Annotated in this window: 14 protein-coding genes; 5 read left to right on the top strand and 9 right to left on the bottom strand. The window is 48.1% G+C overall.

Annotation, left to right across the window (positions count from 1 at the left end; genetic code table 11):
* Nucleotides 1–4: 4 nt before the first annotated feature.
* The 7 genes from AOA56_RS16625 to AOA56_RS05980 form a co-directional block, all read right to left on the bottom strand.
* The gene (locus AOA56_RS16625; protein WP_330376422.1) at nucleotides 5–580 is read right to left on the bottom strand and encodes an ABC transporter permease; all 576 of its coding nucleotides are present in this window, start codon (nucleotides 578–580) and stop codon (nucleotides 5–7) included.
* A 66-nt stretch (nucleotides 581–646) separates the two neighbouring features.
* Nucleotides 647–958, bottom strand: a complete 312-nt coding sequence (locus AOA56_RS16620) for a hypothetical protein (protein ID WP_330376421.1) — start codon at nucleotides 956–958, stop codon at nucleotides 647–649.
* A gap of 10 nt (nucleotides 959–968) precedes the next feature.
* A complete protein-coding gene (locus tag AOA56_RS06000) occupies nucleotides 969–1,892 on the bottom strand; it encodes an ABC transporter permease (protein ID WP_024731699.1) in 924 nt (307 codons plus the stop codon).
* A gap of 70 nt (nucleotides 1,893–1,962) precedes the next feature.
* On the bottom strand, nucleotides 1,963–3,417 hold the full coding sequence (locus AOA56_RS05995) for a peptide ABC transporter substrate-binding protein (protein ID WP_238117689.1): 1,455 nt from the start codon (nucleotides 3,415–3,417) through the stop codon (nucleotides 1,963–1,965).
* A gap of 435 nt (nucleotides 3,418–3,852) precedes the next feature.
* Complete coding sequence (locus AOA56_RS05990) at nucleotides 3,853–4,638, bottom strand: MurR/RpiR family transcriptional regulator (protein WP_162224688.1); 786 nt, start codon at nucleotides 4,636–4,638, stop codon at nucleotides 3,853–3,855.
* A gap of 93 nt (nucleotides 4,639–4,731) precedes the next feature.
* Complete coding sequence (locus tag AOA56_RS05985) at nucleotides 4,732–5,676, bottom strand: 3'-5' exoribonuclease YhaM family protein (protein WP_024731698.1); 945 nt, start codon at nucleotides 5,674–5,676, stop codon at nucleotides 4,732–4,734.
* Between the two features lie 21 nt (nucleotides 5,677–5,697).
* Entirely contained in the window at nucleotides 5,698–6,963 is a 1,266-nt protein-coding gene (locus tag AOA56_RS05980) for a S1C family serine protease (protein WP_024731697.1), read from the bottom strand.
* 143 nt (nucleotides 6,964–7,106) lie between these two features.
* Between AOA56_RS05980 and AOA56_RS05975 the strand changes: the two genes are divergently transcribed.
* The 3 genes from AOA56_RS05975 to AOA56_RS05965 are packed head-to-tail and all read left to right on the top strand — an operon-like array spanning nucleotide 7,107 to nucleotide 11,616.
* Nucleotides 7,107–9,482, top strand: a complete 2,376-nt coding sequence (locus tag AOA56_RS05975) for an endonuclease MutS2 (RefSeq protein ID WP_024731696.1) — start codon at nucleotides 7,107–7,109, stop codon at nucleotides 9,480–9,482.
* A 10-nt stretch (nucleotides 9,483–9,492) separates the two neighbouring features.
* Entirely contained in the window at nucleotides 9,493–10,194 is a 702-nt protein-coding gene (locus AOA56_RS05970) for a response regulator transcription factor (protein ID WP_024731695.1), read from the top strand.
* A 3-nt stretch (nucleotides 10,195–10,197) separates the two neighbouring features.
* Nucleotides 10,198–11,616: a sensor histidine kinase gene (locus AOA56_RS05965; protein ID WP_024731694.1), complete on the top strand. Its 1,419-nt coding sequence runs from the start codon at nucleotides 10,198–10,200 to the stop codon at nucleotides 11,614–11,616.
* A 113-nt stretch (nucleotides 11,617–11,729) separates the two neighbouring features.
* Here the strand turns inward: AOA56_RS05965 and AOA56_RS05960 are convergent, their stop codons facing one another.
* Entirely contained in the window at nucleotides 11,730–12,866 is a 1,137-nt protein-coding gene (locus AOA56_RS05960; RefSeq protein ID WP_024731693.1) for a substrate-binding domain-containing protein, read from the bottom strand.
* Between the two features lie 188 nt (nucleotides 12,867–13,054).
* On the opposite strand from AOA56_RS05960, the gene AOA56_RS05955 reads away from it, so the two are divergent.
* Nucleotides 13,055–13,252 (top strand): DUF362 domain-containing protein, encoded by a 198-nt coding sequence (locus AOA56_RS05955; protein ID WP_390497844.1) that lies wholly within the window; start codon nucleotides 13,055–13,057, stop codon nucleotides 13,250–13,252.
* Between the two features lie 186 nt (nucleotides 13,253–13,438).
* Nucleotides 13,439–13,960, top strand: a complete 522-nt coding sequence (locus AOA56_RS05950) for a helix-turn-helix domain-containing protein (protein WP_024731691.1) — start codon at nucleotides 13,439–13,441, stop codon at nucleotides 13,958–13,960.
* A gap of 75 nt (nucleotides 13,961–14,035) precedes the next feature.
* Here AOA56_RS05950 and dnaB read toward each other — a convergent pair whose 3' ends face one another.
* Nucleotides 14,036–15,382 (bottom strand): replicative DNA helicase, encoded by a 1,347-nt coding sequence (dnaB, locus tag AOA56_RS05945; RefSeq protein ID WP_048620642.1) that lies wholly within the window; start codon nucleotides 15,380–15,382, stop codon nucleotides 14,036–14,038.
* Nucleotides 15,383–15,407: the final 25 nt, after the last annotated feature.

Genomic DNA, 15,407 nt, shown 5'->3' with positions numbered 1-15,407 from the left:
CCTATTATTTTCTCTGCTTCGGATCCAGCGCGTCACGAAGCCCGTCCCCCAATAGGGTAAAGGACAGCATCGTCAGCGCAATCATAATTGCCGGAAACAAAAGCTGGTACGGATAAAACATAAAGTTCTGCTGTGCCGCCGTGGAAAGCGCTCCCCAGCTTGTCTGCGGAGCCTGGATGCCAAGTCCCACATAGCTTAAGAACGCCTCCGAGAAAATGTATCCCGGGATATCAAAGGTGATGGCAACGATAATCAGGCTCATCGTGTTCGGAATCATATGTTTCAGAATCGTCTTCATCGGCGACACCCCAAGGGCGTTGGCTGCCAAGACAAATTCCTGAGATTTAAGCTGTAACATCTGTCCCCGGACAATCCTTGCGATCCCGCACCAACCGGTCAGCGTCAGTGCCACCAGCATGGTGCCAAGGCTCTTGCTGTCGGTGACGACAGAGATCAAAATGACGATCAACAGATACGGAACACTTAAAAGGATCTCCACGATCCGCATCATCACGTCGTCCACCACGCCGCCAAAGTACGCTGCAATCCCACCGTAGATGGAGCCCACGATACTTGCCACAAAGGCGCCCACCAATCCGATGATGAGAGAGACTCTTCCTGCCTGCCATACACGGGCAAATAGATCTCATCCCAGATTGTCTGTTCCAAACCAGTGCGCTGCGCTTGGTCCCTGGTTGATGGCATTGGAGTCAATTTCTTCAAATTCATAGCCGCTGATTGCCGGTCCGAAGAGAATAAAAAAGATGAGCACAATCAGAATGATCGCTGCCACCAGGGCGATCTTATTTTCCTTGAATCTGCGCCACGCATCCTGCCAGTAGCCGATTCGCTTCCTGGCAAGGGTCTCCCCTGCATTCTCGTCAATCCCGATGACGCGGAATTTCTCGTCCGGTATGTCCGGTATCATTGCTTCGTTTCTTTTGCTTTCTGCTGTCATAACCTACCTCCTACTGTACACGGATTCTCGGATCAAGAAGACTGTATGCGATGTCGATGATAAGCTGCGCCAGAATGAACAATCCCGCCGCAAAGATCGTCGTACCGATAATCATCGTATAATCACGGTCGTTGATGGAACTGATGTAGTAAAATCCAAGTCCTGGAATACCAAAGATCTTCTCCACTACGAAAGACCCGGTAAAAATGCCGGAGATCTGTCCGCCCAGAAGTGTGATACACGGTAAAAATGCATTTCTGAGTACGTGCTTACGGATGACATTGAATCTGCTCACCCCTTTTGCCTCGGCAGTCAGAATGTAGTCCTGTCCCATGACGTCCAGCATGTTGGATTTTACATACCGGGCGTAGGTGGCAATGGTGCCGAAACTCATAACCACCGCAGGCATAATGATGTTGGATGGCTGCCCCCATCCCTGGGTCGGCAGTACCTGAAGTTTCACCGCAAAGACATACTGGAATAAGGAAGCGAGAATAAACACCGGAACGGTAATTCCCACGATGGCAATAAACATCACGATGTAATCCGGCCATTTATTCTTCTTTAAGGCTGCGATAATTCCAAGGATCACACCGATGATCAGGCCAAACACCAGGGCAAGCCCGCCTGGTACGACAGACACCTGAGAATTTTGCAGGATCGTATCGGTGATGGAACGCCCAGGATACCGAAGCGATTCTCCAAAACTTCCTTCTGTCACAAGATTTTTCATAAAAATTGCGAACTGCTCATAGACCGGCTTATCAAGCCCATAGGTCGCATAATAATTTTCCCTCGTCTGCTCCGGAAGGTTTCTTGCCATGTAGGACAAAGGATCTCCCGGGATACTGTGCATCAGGAAAAAGGTTGCCGCTGTAATAATCAGCATGGTAATCAACATATAAATAACTCGTTTTGCTATGTATTTCTTCATGTCATGCCTCCTAATGATAGAGAAAGAGCCGCCGCCAGTTCATACGTGGCGGCGGCTGGCTTTCGGTCTGCTATCTTCCGCTTGTGTAGACTTTCTTCATGCCCATCGTGTTGAACGGGCTTGTCGAAATGTTCTTCACGTAAGAATAAACAAATCCATGGTACACTTCGTTTGTCACCGGGCAGACCGGACATTCTTCGAGAAGAATCTGCTCCGCCTGTTTGTAAAGCTCGGTCCGTTTCGCTTCATCCATCTCTTTGGAAGCCTGGGTAATGAGTTTGTCATACTCTTCATTTACCCAGAAAGTCGGGATGGATCCGGCATCAGATTTCATAATTTCCAGCATGGAAATCGGATCGTTGTAGTCGATTGTCCAGGACATGTAACCCATCTGGTAGTCACCGGAGTTGATCTTGGACTGGAACGTTCCCCATTCATTCTGCTCCAGCTCAATCTTCACGCCAAGCACGTCTTCATATTTTTGCTGGAAATACTCGCCATAAGTTCTAAGCCACTGTGTCGTTCCTCCTACGCTTAAGGTCACGGTAATCTGGGACGGATCATCTCCAAGCCCCAGCTCTTCCATTCCTTTTAAGAGCAGTTCTTTTGGATCCTGATTTGCCATGATATCTTTCAGCGGGGTCTCGCCGACCTGTTCTCTGTAGGAGCCGTTTTCCCCTGTACTCACCGGACCCATTACCCAGCTGTAGGATGGCTTATGCGTGTCAAAATAAATGGTGCTGTTGATATCCTCTCTGTCCATCGCATAGGTAAATGCCTTACGGATATTTTCGTTTTGGAACAATTCATCCTTTGTGTTGAAGAAGTGGCATCTCAGCGTAGTGTTTTCATATTCCAGACTTTTCACTCCGTCTTTTTTTGAGAAGCGGTCGATCCATTCCGGTGTACCGGAAGAACAGGTGTCAAGAGATCCACTGTCAAAGGAATTGTAAACGGTCGTCTCTTCCTGGATGATCTTCCATGTCACCTTATCCAGATGTACGGAATCTGCATCCCAGTAGTTGTCATTTTTGCTGATCGTAATCTCGGAGTTGTGTGTCCAGGTATCCATCTTAAACGGTCCGTTGCACACGATGTTGCCAGCCTCTGCCCCGTAAGTATCCCCGTACTTCTCCACGATATCCTGTCTTTCCGGGAGCATCGCTCTTGTGTCCGTTAGAGAAAGGAAATAAGGCGTTGGCTGTTCCAGTGTGATCTTCAGTGTCTTGTCATCCACTGCCTTGACGCCAAGCTCGTCCACAGACATTTCCCCGTTGTTGACAGCCTTTCCGTTTTTAATACAGGTAATCAGATACGAGTTCAAAGAGCCGGATTCCGGATCCAAAGTCCGCTTGATACCGTATACATAATCCTCGGCTGTCACCGGCTCTCCGTCTGACCATTTGTTGTCGTTTAAGGTAAAGGTCCAAACAGTGCCGTCGTCGTTGGACTCCCAGCTTTTTGCACCTGCCGGGACTCTCACGGTCTCCCCGTCCTGTTCGTCCATTCTTGTCAGCGGCTCCATAATGTTCAAAAGGACACTCCAGCCGTATGTGTCATTTCCTTTGACACTGTCCAATGTCGTCGGATCCGCGGACATATACGTGTTATAATGTTGATCCGCATCTAGCTGGTTGCCGTCTACTTCGACATCACTTTTTGCACTTTTTTGTCTCCGCCTCCACATGCCGCAAGGGAACCCACAAGAACACCTGCGATCAGGACTGATAACAATTTCTTTTTCATGTGTACCTCCTCCTGTAATAAGATTACTTGTTTATATTTTTATAAGTATAGCACTTACTATATATTGTCTATATATAAACAAAGGCGGATTGCAAATACTATATTATTTACAGTTTTTCTCGATACGTTTTGTGCAAACCATCTAATTTTTCTCGTCTCACAGAAAAAGCAGGATCCTCTCATTTGGAGAGAATCCTGCCTGTTCTTTGGCTCTCTATGATTCCAGAAGATCATTGATCTTCCGCTCTTTTTGTGGGTTCTTTTTGTCCTTTTTACGAATCTTGACGGCTGACACCAGCAGATTGACAAGAAACATCGGCGTGGACAAGGTGTTCAGAAATGCCCGTGTCATGGACGGTGCCGCCAGTGTGAGGTCTGCCAGTTCCGCCACTTCTGCTTTCGGGTCATCAGTGATGGCCAGAATCATCGTGTGATTATTCTTTGCGTACTCTGCAAGTTTCAATGTCATAAAATAATAGTCCGGAAAAGAAACGGCTACCATGACCGCATCTTCGTTCAGCTCAGAGAGTACGCCGTATACCTCTTCATTCAGCTCGGTATTGACTACGCTGGCATAGCAGTCACATCCATACAGATAGGCGACCATACACTGTGCCAGAAGATACGAGATACCTCTGCCGCAAATATAGATCTTTTTCTTGCTAAGCAGCATCCCCGCAGCCCGGAAAATATCGGTGAGATTGACTTCCTCCCAGAACTGTGCCGTCATCTGCACCTCACTCTCGCCCACTTCTTTCAGGAACTTCCGCTCGTCCTCCGACTCATACTCCGGAATACTCTCAGTGTAAAAATTTTTCTCATCCAGTACATCTGTCTTCCGCTTTGCGATTGAATTCTTCCGGAACTCATATTTCAGTTCATTGAAGCCGTCAAATCCGAGGGACTGGCACGTCTTGAGCACCGTGATCTCCGTCACCTCCTGACTACTGCTGAGTTCCCGCAGCGTAATGTAGGACATGACCTGGGGATTTTTCTCCATATACTCCGCCACCATTCACTGCTTTCTGGGAAGGGACGCTTTCTTCTCCGAAATAATATCTAAAATGCTTTCCATATCTGCTCTTTCTGTTCTCTACGACAAGCTCGATTTTCTTAGATTAGACTCAAACAATCGATTGTATCCGAGCCATTCCGTCGTATGTTTGTCTTTCAGGATCTCTTTCATCGTCTGCATCCTGGCGTCCGTCATATCCGCCAGATTCAGCGCCATTGCCTCCGCAAGGGCCGGCTTCTTCGGGGAGCCATACTCCAGCTCGCCATGGTGTGACAAAATACAGTGCTTCAGCTCGCTTGCAAGCTTTGGAGGAAAACCAGGAATCGCACGAATTGCCTCATCGAGCATCTCTACTCCGATAACGATATGTCCCAGAAGCTGTCCATCGTCTGTATAGTCATTCTCCGGAAATGCGGATAGCTCCTTTGTCTTTCCGATATCATGGTAAAGTGCCGCCGCATAAAGCAAATCCGCACTCAGAAAGTCATACGCCGCCGCATAGTAACGGCAAAGATTCAAAATACTGACCGTGTGCTCCAACAGCCCGCCGCAGAAGCCGTGGTGAACGCTCTTGGCCGCGGAGTGGTTTTTAAATTTCCGGATAAATTCCTCATCCTTCACAAAGTAATACTCTACCGACTGTTTAAGGTATGGATTGCGGATCATATCCACAAAGTTGAGCAGGTCTTTATACATTTCCTCCACGTCCCGGTCGCTCGTCGGCATGTAGTCAGCCAGAATATATTCGTCCTCGTGGGCTTTTCTGAGCTGCTTGATATTGAGCTGTAGATTATTATTGTAGGTCGTCACTTCGCCCACAACCTCAACAAAATCTTTCTCGTCATAGTCTGCGATCCCGTTGGAATTCGGATCCCAGATCTTCCCGTCCAAAGTCCCTGTCTTATCCTGCAAGATCAGGTTATCATACGGTTTCCCGTTTCTCGTCTCCGCACTTCTCTTTGATTTACATAAGTAAATTGCACGAATGGTTTCTCCTTCATGCAGTTCCTGAATATATCTCATTTTTTTCCTCATTTCTAATCTTTATTCCGCACTGCCCAAAGTCACCTCAAAGTGGACGTCCACATAACCGTCAGAGCCTCTGCGTTTTCCCTGAATCACGGTCTGCCGCCCGGACCGATAGTCCAGAAGTTCGTCTTTGAGTCCTTTGAGCGTATAAATTTTTGTATCACCGATCTCGGTCAGAATGTCGCCGCTCTGGATACCTGCCTGCATGGCCGGGGAATCCGGCATCACGGAGCTTACATATATACCTTTCGGCATATCCTGGCTGTCTGCGATAGCGTCTGATACTTCGGTTCCGTTGATACCCAAATAAGCAGCAGAAACTCCGTTTGAAAGAAGCTCGATCTCTTCTTTCAGCTCAGAGACCGCAAAAGCACTCATTACGCCGTATCCGCTCTCATCACCTGCATCAATCAGCCCGATAACTTCACCACTCAAGCTTACCAGTACACCGCTTGCACCTTTGGTCCAGACCATATCAGTCTGCAAAATCTGATACTGGCCGTCGCAGAGATACCTTTGTTCTTTCGTCCCGCTGATCACGCCAAAACCGACTCCATCTTTCGTCCCAAAAGGAGAGCCAATGGCAATCACCGGATCTCCCGTGGATATGAGATTAGAGTTACCAAGTGTGACCGACTTTGCCTGGAGAGAAGTATTCTGGGGCAGTCTGGACTTCTCTACCGCATAGACTGCAATACCAAGATGTTGATCCTGCTGCTTTAAAGAGGCTGTCACCTCGTTACCATCGTAGAAAATAGCCGTGACCGGAGTCCCTTTCTGGTAAATGCAGTCGTTTGTCAGAATCAGAAGCTCCACACCATTATCAGCTACGATAACCCCAGAGCGTCTCTGTCGTGTCTCTCCGGACAGATCCTCGAAAGTCTCCTCCGTCTTTCCCTCGATCGACACGATACTCTTTTCCACTGTGGCTGCAATCTGATTCATCTCATCCATCATCTGCCCGTAATTCTCGATCGTCAGCACCGGAGCCGCTGTCTGCTCTTCTTTCTCCTGGCTTTCGTCTTCCCTTTCAGTCTGTTCATCCTTTGGAATCGTGACATTGGTCTTTGTATTGCCGATATGCTCACTCGCCCATGGTTTGACCGCAAAAAAACTAACACACGCCATCAGTCCGAAAATCAGTCCCAGGCCCGCGACCTTAAGAATCTTTATTGTTGCCACCCGCTTATCTATCGGGGGCTTCTTGATCGTCTCTTTCAAAAAGGAATAGGATTCTTTCTCTTCCTTTTTCTCATCATCATCTTGAAATTGGGCAGACATTGTTGTTCTCCTTTAACATCCCTTTTTATAGTATACCGTAACACTTCCCAATGTTCAACATTTAACCTTTTTTTCTCCTTTATTTTAGATGGCAAATAGGTTAAAATGGTATTTGACAAAGTATGTAAAGACAGGGGATTTTCATGAATAGTAAGACATTACGCAAATTAGAATATAATAAAATTATCTCGCTCCTTGCGGATCATGCTTCTTCTGAGAGCGGAAAGCAGCTTTGCCGGTCGCTCCTGCCACAGACAGAACTGTCTGCCATCGAGCAAATGCAGGAGGAGACCGCGGCAGCCTTTACCCGGATCATTAAAAAAGGCAGACCGTCTTTTGGAGGATGCGTCCCTGTAGAGGCATCCTTAAAGCGGCTGGAGCTGGGAGCCTCCCTTGGATCAGGTGAGCTTCTTTCCATTGGACGCCTTCTGGACTGTGCAGGACAGATCAAATCCTACGGTCGCCATGAGACAGTCGATGAGTTTCCTGACTGTCTGGATTTTTATTTTCAACGTCTTGAGCCTGTAACCCGTGTGGCTTCCGAGATCCGTCGCTGTATCCTGGAAGAGGATGTAATTGCGGACGACGCAAGCGCCAATCTTCAGAAGATCCGCCGGAGTATTCAATCCTTTGACGGGAAGATTCACTCTGCCTTAAACAGCATGGTCAATGGCTCCATGAGGAATTATCTTCAGGACGCTATTGTGACGATGCGGGGAGACCGTTATTGTCTCCCGGTCAAGGCAGAGTACCGTAGTCAGGTCAAGGGGATGATACACGACCAGTCCTCTACCGGCTCCACCTTATTCATTGAGCCAATGACCGTTGTGAAGTTGAATAATGATCTCATGGAGCTGCACGCCAAAGAACAAGAGGAGATCCAGGTAATTCTTTCCACTTTAAGCTCCATGGCAGCCGAGCACTGTGAGGAACTGCGGGTAGACTACGAAGTACTGACCACACTGGATTTCATTTTCGCAAGAGGCTCTCTTGCAGTAGACCAGAATGCCTCACGCCCGGTGCTGAATCAGGAGGGACGGATTTATATCCGGGAAGGCCGTCACCCTCTTTTAGACCGGACAAAGGTTGTTCCTACCACAATCTGTCTGGGAGACGACTATGATCTTCTGATTGTGACCGGGCCGAATACAGGAGGAAAGACGGTTTCCTTAAAAACAACCGGACTGTTTACTCTCATGGGGCAGGCAGGTCTTCACATTCCTGCGCTGGACCGTTCCGAACTTGCAGTCTTTACCGAAGTATATGCGGATATCGGGGATGAGCAGAGTATAGAGCAGAGTCTGAGTACTTTCTCTTCCCATATGACAAATATTGTATCTTTCCTGAAACAGGTTGATGAACATTCTCTCGTCCTATTTGACGAGCTTGGCGCCGGAACCGACCCGACTGAGGGGGCGGCTCTTGCCATTGCCATTCTTACGAGCCTCCACCGGCGGGGAATCCGTACAATGGCGACCACTCACTACAGTGAGCTGAAAGTCTTCGCTCTAACCACCGAAGGCGTGGAGAACGCAAGCTGTGAGTTCGACGTGGAGACGCTCCGTCCGACATACCACCTTCTGATCGGTATTCCCGGAAAGAGTAATGCCTTCGCCATCTCCAAAAAGCTGGGACTTTCGGATGAAATCATCGAGGAGGCAAAGACACACTTAAGCGACCAGGAAGAATCCTTTGAAGAGTTGTTAAGTGATCTGGAACACAGCCGACGTACCATTGAGCGGGAGCAGGCAGAAATCCGGGCCTACAAAGAAGAACTGGAAACGCTGCGACGCCGCACAAAGGAAAAGCAGGAAAAACTCGACGCCCAAAAGGAACGGATCATTCGGGATGCCAACGAAAAGGCAGAGCGGATCCTGCAAAGCGCCAAAGATTATGCGGATGAGACTATGCGGAATTTCCGCAAATTCGGGAAAGAAAATATTTCTGCCTCTGAAATGGAAAAGGAGCGGGAAAAGCTCCGGCAGAGAATGGCGAAGACCTCTTCCAAGGTCACACTGGAAAAGGCACAGCCGAAGAAAGCCTACAAGCCGTCCGACTTTAAGCTTGGGACTTCTGTCCGGGTGCTGAGTATGAATCTTACGGGAACGGTCCACACGCTGCCGGATTCCAGGGGGAACGTAGAGGTACAGATGGGAATTCTACGCTCCAAAGTCCCGATCACGGACCTGGATATCATCGAGGAAACGGCTTCCTATACTTCAAAGCAGACCAGGCGCACCTCTTCTGGTAAGATGAAGATGGGAAAATCGTTGACTGTAAGCCCGGAAATCAATCTTATCGGAAGAACCTCGGACGAGGCCGTGGCGCTTCTGGACAAATATCTGGACGACGCTTACCTTGCACATCTCAGCCCTGTTCGTGTCGTACACGGGAAAGGAACCGGAGCGCTTAGAAACGCTGTTCACCAGTATTTAAAGAGGCAAAAACATGTCAAATCCTATCGTCTTGGCGCTTTCGGCGAAGGCGATGCAGGCGTCACTATTGTTGAGTTTAAATAGGGAGGAAGTTATGACTACAAAACAGAAAATCTTAATCGTAGACGATGATGAAAATATCGCGGAGCTTCTGAGTCTGTACCTGACAAAAGAATGTTTCGATACACAGATGGTCTATGACGGGGAGGAGGCACTTCGGGCTTTCGACTCGTATCAGCCGAATCTGATTCTGCTGGATCTGATGCTGCCTGGAATAGACGGATATCAGGTCTGCCGGGAAATCCGTTCCAGATCCAACGTACCGATCATCATGCTCTCCGCTAAGGGAGAGGTCTTTGACAAGGTGCTTGGCCTGGAACTTGGTGCGGACGACTATATTATCAAACCGTTTGATTCTAAGGAACTCGTTGCCCGGGTAAAAGCCGTTCTGCGCCGGTATCAGCCGGCCAAACCGGAGACAAACGATGTTTCCAAAGGGAAATGCGTCGAATATCCTGGCATTTCTATCAACCTGACGAACTACTCTGTCGTTGTAGATGGACAGCACGTGGATATGCCTCCAAAGGAGCTGGAGCTTTTGTATTTCCTTGCAGCTTCTCCGAATCAAGTGTTTACAAGAGAACAGCTTCTCGATCAGATCTGGGGATACGAATACATCGGCGACACCCGGACTGTGGATGTCCACATCAAACGTCTTCGAGAAAAGATCAAAGATCATAACGGCTGGAGTCTCAGTACTGTCTGGGGAATCGGGTACAAGTTTGAGGTAAAATAAACTATGCACAGCAATCTGTACTTAAAATTTATTATTCTGTATATCATATTTGGATTTCTAAGCATCTTTACAGCCGCCACTCTGGGAGCGCAGCTCGTCCTGGACACAATCCGGGACGACGATGCCTCCCGGCTGTACCGTGAGGCCACTATCCTCGCCACAGACCAACTTTCCGACTATTATTCGGAGGATATGTCTTTTACTGCTACACGGACGCTGTTAAACGGCGTCAATATTTATCTGGAGGCAGATCTCTGGCTCACCGACACGGATGGGAATGTCCTTCTGTCCGTCTCCTCTTCCGGGACGGGAATGGTACCAAAACAGATTCAGGATTTTGATCCGGCGGAGGCCGGCGGGGAACAATATCTCACCGGAGATTATCATGGCTATTATTCCGATGAAGTTCTGACGATGATCGTACCGGTAACAGAAGGGTTTTCCACAAAAGGTTATCTTCTCGTCCATAAACCGCTCTCCTATTTTGAAGAACAGCAGCACAGCATCATGGTCTGTGTCTATATCACACTGATCGTCATCTACGTGTTGTCCTTTATGATTTTCCTAGGCATCCATCTGTTTATCTATCTGCCGCTTCGTAAAATCACAGAAGCGGCCAAACAGTATGCCTCAGGCAATCTGGACTACGAGATTCCGGTTAACTCTCAGGACGAGATCGGTTATCTATCTGCTTCACTGAACTATATGTCTACACACTTAAAGGACATGGAAGACTATCAGAAAAAATTTGTGGCCAATGTTTCCCATGATTTCCGTTCTCCACTGACCTCTATCAAAGGATATATCGAGGCCATCGCAGACGGCACGATCCCGGTGGAGCTCCAGGGCAAATATCTTAATATCATTCTGTTTGAGACGGAGCGTCTGACTGACCTGACACGAGATCTGCTGACACTAAATGAGTTTGACACAAAGGACCTTCTTCTTAACAAGGAATCCTTTGACCTGCACGAAATGATGAAGCAGGTCGCCGCCTCCTTTGAGGGGACCTGCACGTCCCGGAAAATCTCCATAGAGTTGTTGTTTGCTTCACGGGTGCTTTATGTCCACGCTGACCGGAGCAAAATCCAACAGGTACTGTATAATCTTCTGGACAATGCCATCAAATTCAGCAATCCTCAGTCCACTGTCACCATTGAGACAACGGAGCGCGGGGAAAAAATCTTCACGTCAGTACGTGACTACGGAATCGGTATCCCCAAAGAGGATCTAAGCAAAATCTGGGAGCGGTTTTACAAGAGTGATCTTTCCCGTGGAAAAGACAAAAAAGGAACTGGCCTGGGACTTGCCATTGTCCGTGAAATCATTCAAGCTCACAATGAAAATATCAACGTCATCAGCACCGAGGGCGTAGGGACGGAATTCATCTTCTCCCTCCCAAAATCCGACGCCGGGAGATAAAGATTGCACAAGTAAAATGAAATGAAAATTTAAAAAAGTACAGAATCGCCAGAACCGGCATTTGCCGATACTGGCGATTCCTAGTTAGGGGAGTTTTATACCTCCCTTTTCTCTTAATACAGCATATTCTTAATTGCTGTTTCTTCCATATTGTCCTGAGTCACCCAAGCATATCCGGTGTCGACGTTCGCTTCATTTCCCATATCCAGTGCAGAGCGTGCCGCTGCCACCACAGTAGCGTAGCCCATGCCATATGGATTCTGTACGATCAGTCCGTCGATCTTGCCGTCAGACAGCGCTTCCGTCAGCGTCTCCCCTCCGTCAAATCCGATAATCCGAATATCGTCCCGCTCCGCGGTTTCACAGGCATCAATCACCATCTCTGCTGTCTCTTCGTTGGCCGCAATACACCCTTTTGCGTCTGGATGGTCAGCAAAGATCTGCCGCAAGACCTCCTCGTCTGTGATTTCCCCCGCTTCCTTTTCAAGCTTCGCGGCTGTGTCCTCTTTCAGGCCTTCCAGCTCATCCATGTAATAGACCCCTCCTACCTGGATATTCGGATACTGCGTCTGAAACTGATTCACCATTCCCGCCTCTCTCTGCTTTGCAGATCCGGAAATATGATCCTGAATGAATAGAAGAACCTCTCCCTGCTCTTCCATCATCCCTGCCATTTTGTCCGCAGCCGTTGCCCCTGCCTCCTGATTATTCGTAGAGACTAAAGCCATGATCCCCTGATAATCGCTCGGAGAATCAAACTCCACGATCGGGATACTATTCTCCATGGCCAAATCGAACTGCACTTCACATGCCGTCTTATCAATAACCGCGATCCCGACGGCGATCGGATAACGATCCAACTCCTCGTCCAGAATATTGATCTGCTCGTCCACGTCTCCTTCGTGACTTGGAGCATTATATGTGACTTTGATTTTGTCCTTTCCACTGTATCCCAGAGCTTCATTCAGCTCGTCCACCGCATCCTCGGCCCCGCGCTTTATTTCGTCCCAGTATACAGAATCCTCGGATTTCCCGATGATGGATATGTAGCTGCCCTTTTTAAGCTTCAGGCCCTCCACAGTACTATACGCCTGCGGCTGAATCATATTCAGTTTTGTCTGATCTGCTGACTCTTCTTCTCCCTGATCGAGTACCACGCTATCTTTATCGGATGTATCCTCGCCTGCACAGGCTGTTCCCAGCAATGCCGTACAGAGCATGACTGCCATGACTGCGATCTTTTTTTTCATCGTTATTTCTCCTGTTATTAAAATTACTACCCTACACTATACACCAATTTTTCTAAAAATGCATAAAGTTTTTCTTAATTTTTCCAGGGGCTTTTTGGGTCAAAATGCTTTTGTATTAAATTAAAACCACGAATTTACTTGTATAATGAAATTTTTTGTATTAAAATAAAGTCACCATATTACATGGAATGTTTAGAATAAGGAGGATACATACTATGGCACACGTAATTAGTGATGAATGTGTAAGCTGTGGAGCTTGCGAAGCTGAATGTCCAGTTGGCGCTATTTCTCAGGGAGCAGATCACTACGAGATCGATCCGGCTGCTTGTGTAGATTGTGGTGCTTGTGCAGCACAGTGCCCGACAGGAGCTATCTCCGCAGAATAATTTCAGTTCGTTTAGTACGTTTAAATGAGGATACCGTCATCCCCCTTGGGATGGCGGTATTTTTTCTACACCATACGCCAAATCCATGTCAGAACCCGTCGAGAAGTTTTTGGGATTTCTGCCCCATAATATGTTATGATAGAGGTGCAGCATATGTGTATAAAAAAATTAACAGGGGGTTGTTGTATGGGCGAGGTTCAGTATATGGTTTCAGAAGCTGCCAAGCGCACGGGCGTGGACGAGCGTCTCCTCCTCTACTGGGAGAAGCACCTTTGTCTGCCGTGTGGCCGGACTGAAAACGGGCATCGTTACTATACCGACGAAGACATACGGCTGTTTAGCTGTATCAAGGAACTATTAGAGCAAGGCATCCGGATCGGTGACCTAAAGGACGTTATCCCGGATATTCTACATACGAAAGAGGCTTTACAGAATAAGTCGAAGGAGGAAACACCGGAATCACTTCTGGCTTCTGTCCTTCGGACCGTGCTGGCGGAAAACAATCCGATCCTCGAAAAACAGATCAGTGAAACGATTACAAAACAAGTATCCCAGAATATGAGTTTCCTGCTCCAAGCGAAGGAACGTCAGGAAGAAGAACGCTACAGAAATCTGGATCACCTGATCCGCCAGCAGCAGCTATACCGGAAAGAAAGCGTCAGGACTGCTCCGTCCCGCTTTTTCCACCGGCTGCTTGGCGAAGCCTGATCCCATTACGAAAAGTGCTGCCGCATCTTATCATCTGACAGGATGTGGCAGCACTTTTCTTTTATCCTACAGGAACTATCTTTCATCTTTCCGAAGGAAATTCGCGAATTTCGTGTAATTCGGAAGCCATGTCAGCTCGACTGTTCCAATCGGACCGTTTCTCTGCTTCGCTATGATAATCTCCGCTATATTCGGGCGGTCGGTATCCTTGTGGTAATAGTCATCACGGTAAATAAACATTACAACGTCAGCATCCTGCTCAATAGCTCCGGACTCACGAAGGTCGGAAAGCATCGGTCTGTGATCCGGTCTTTGCTCCACCGCCCGACTGAGCTGTGACAATGCAATCACCGGAACATTGAGCTCACGGGCAAGCGCCTTTAAGGAACGGGAGATATCGGAAATCTCCTGCTGCCTGGACTCGCTTCGCCCTCCAACACTTCCGCTCATTAACTGTAAGTAGTCGATGATGATCAGCTCCAGACCATGCTCAAGTTTATACTTTCTGCACTTGGAGCGCATCTCCGAAATGGAGATACCCGGTGTATCGTCAATAATCAGATTAGACCGTCCAATAATTCCGGCTCCTTCTATCAGCTTCTCCCAATCCGTATCTTTCAGATTTCCCGTTCGCAGCGACTGGGAATCCACCTGGGACTCCAAGGCAAACAGACGATTGACGAGCTGTTCCTTTGACATCTCAAGACTGAAAATCGCAACCGTCTTTTCGACCTTAAAGGCAACGTGCTGTGCAATATTCAGGACAAACGCAGTCTTACCCATGGACGGTCTTGCCGCCACGAGAATGAGATCCGACGGCTGGAGTCCGGACATCTTGTAGTCCAGATCAATAAATCCCGTTGGAATACCGGTGACTGTGCCCTTACTTTTGGAAGCCTTTTCGATCTTGTCAAGAGCATTAAGCACGACCTGGCGGATTGGTACATAGTCCCCTGTATTTCTCTTCTGTATCAGCTCAAAAACATCTTTTTCCGTTTTCTCCAGGATCCCCTCCAGGGGCTCCTTCGCCAAGTAACAGGTATTGGCAATTCCCTCTGTCAACCGGATCAGTTTTCTAAGCATCGACTTTTCCGCCACGATATCCGCATAGTACTTGACATTGGCTGAGGTGGAAACTGATGTCAGAAGCTCCCGGACAAATTCCAGACTCTGGATTTCCTCAGGCACGTCCTTTTCCCTTAATCTGTCCTGAAGCGTAATCAGATCCACCGGCTTGCCTTCATTATAGAGCTCCACGATCGCTCCGAACACGACGCCGTAAGTAGTCTGGTAAAAATCTTCTCCACTGATGATCTCGGATGCTGTCATAATCGCCTCTTTATCCATCAGCATGGCTCCCACAACAGACTGTTCCGCCTCGATGCTGTGCGGCAGGACTCTCTTAATCAAAGCCTCTTCCATCTTAAATTCCTCCCGTTGTCATTCC

The sequence above is a fragment of the Sellimonas intestinalis genome, from assembly GCF_001280875.1.
GTDB lineage: Bacteria > Bacillota > Clostridia > Lachnospirales > Lachnospiraceae > Sellimonas > Sellimonas intestinalis.
Note: the sequence above shows the minus strand (reverse complement) of the source record. Positions and strands in the feature narration are given on the sequence as shown.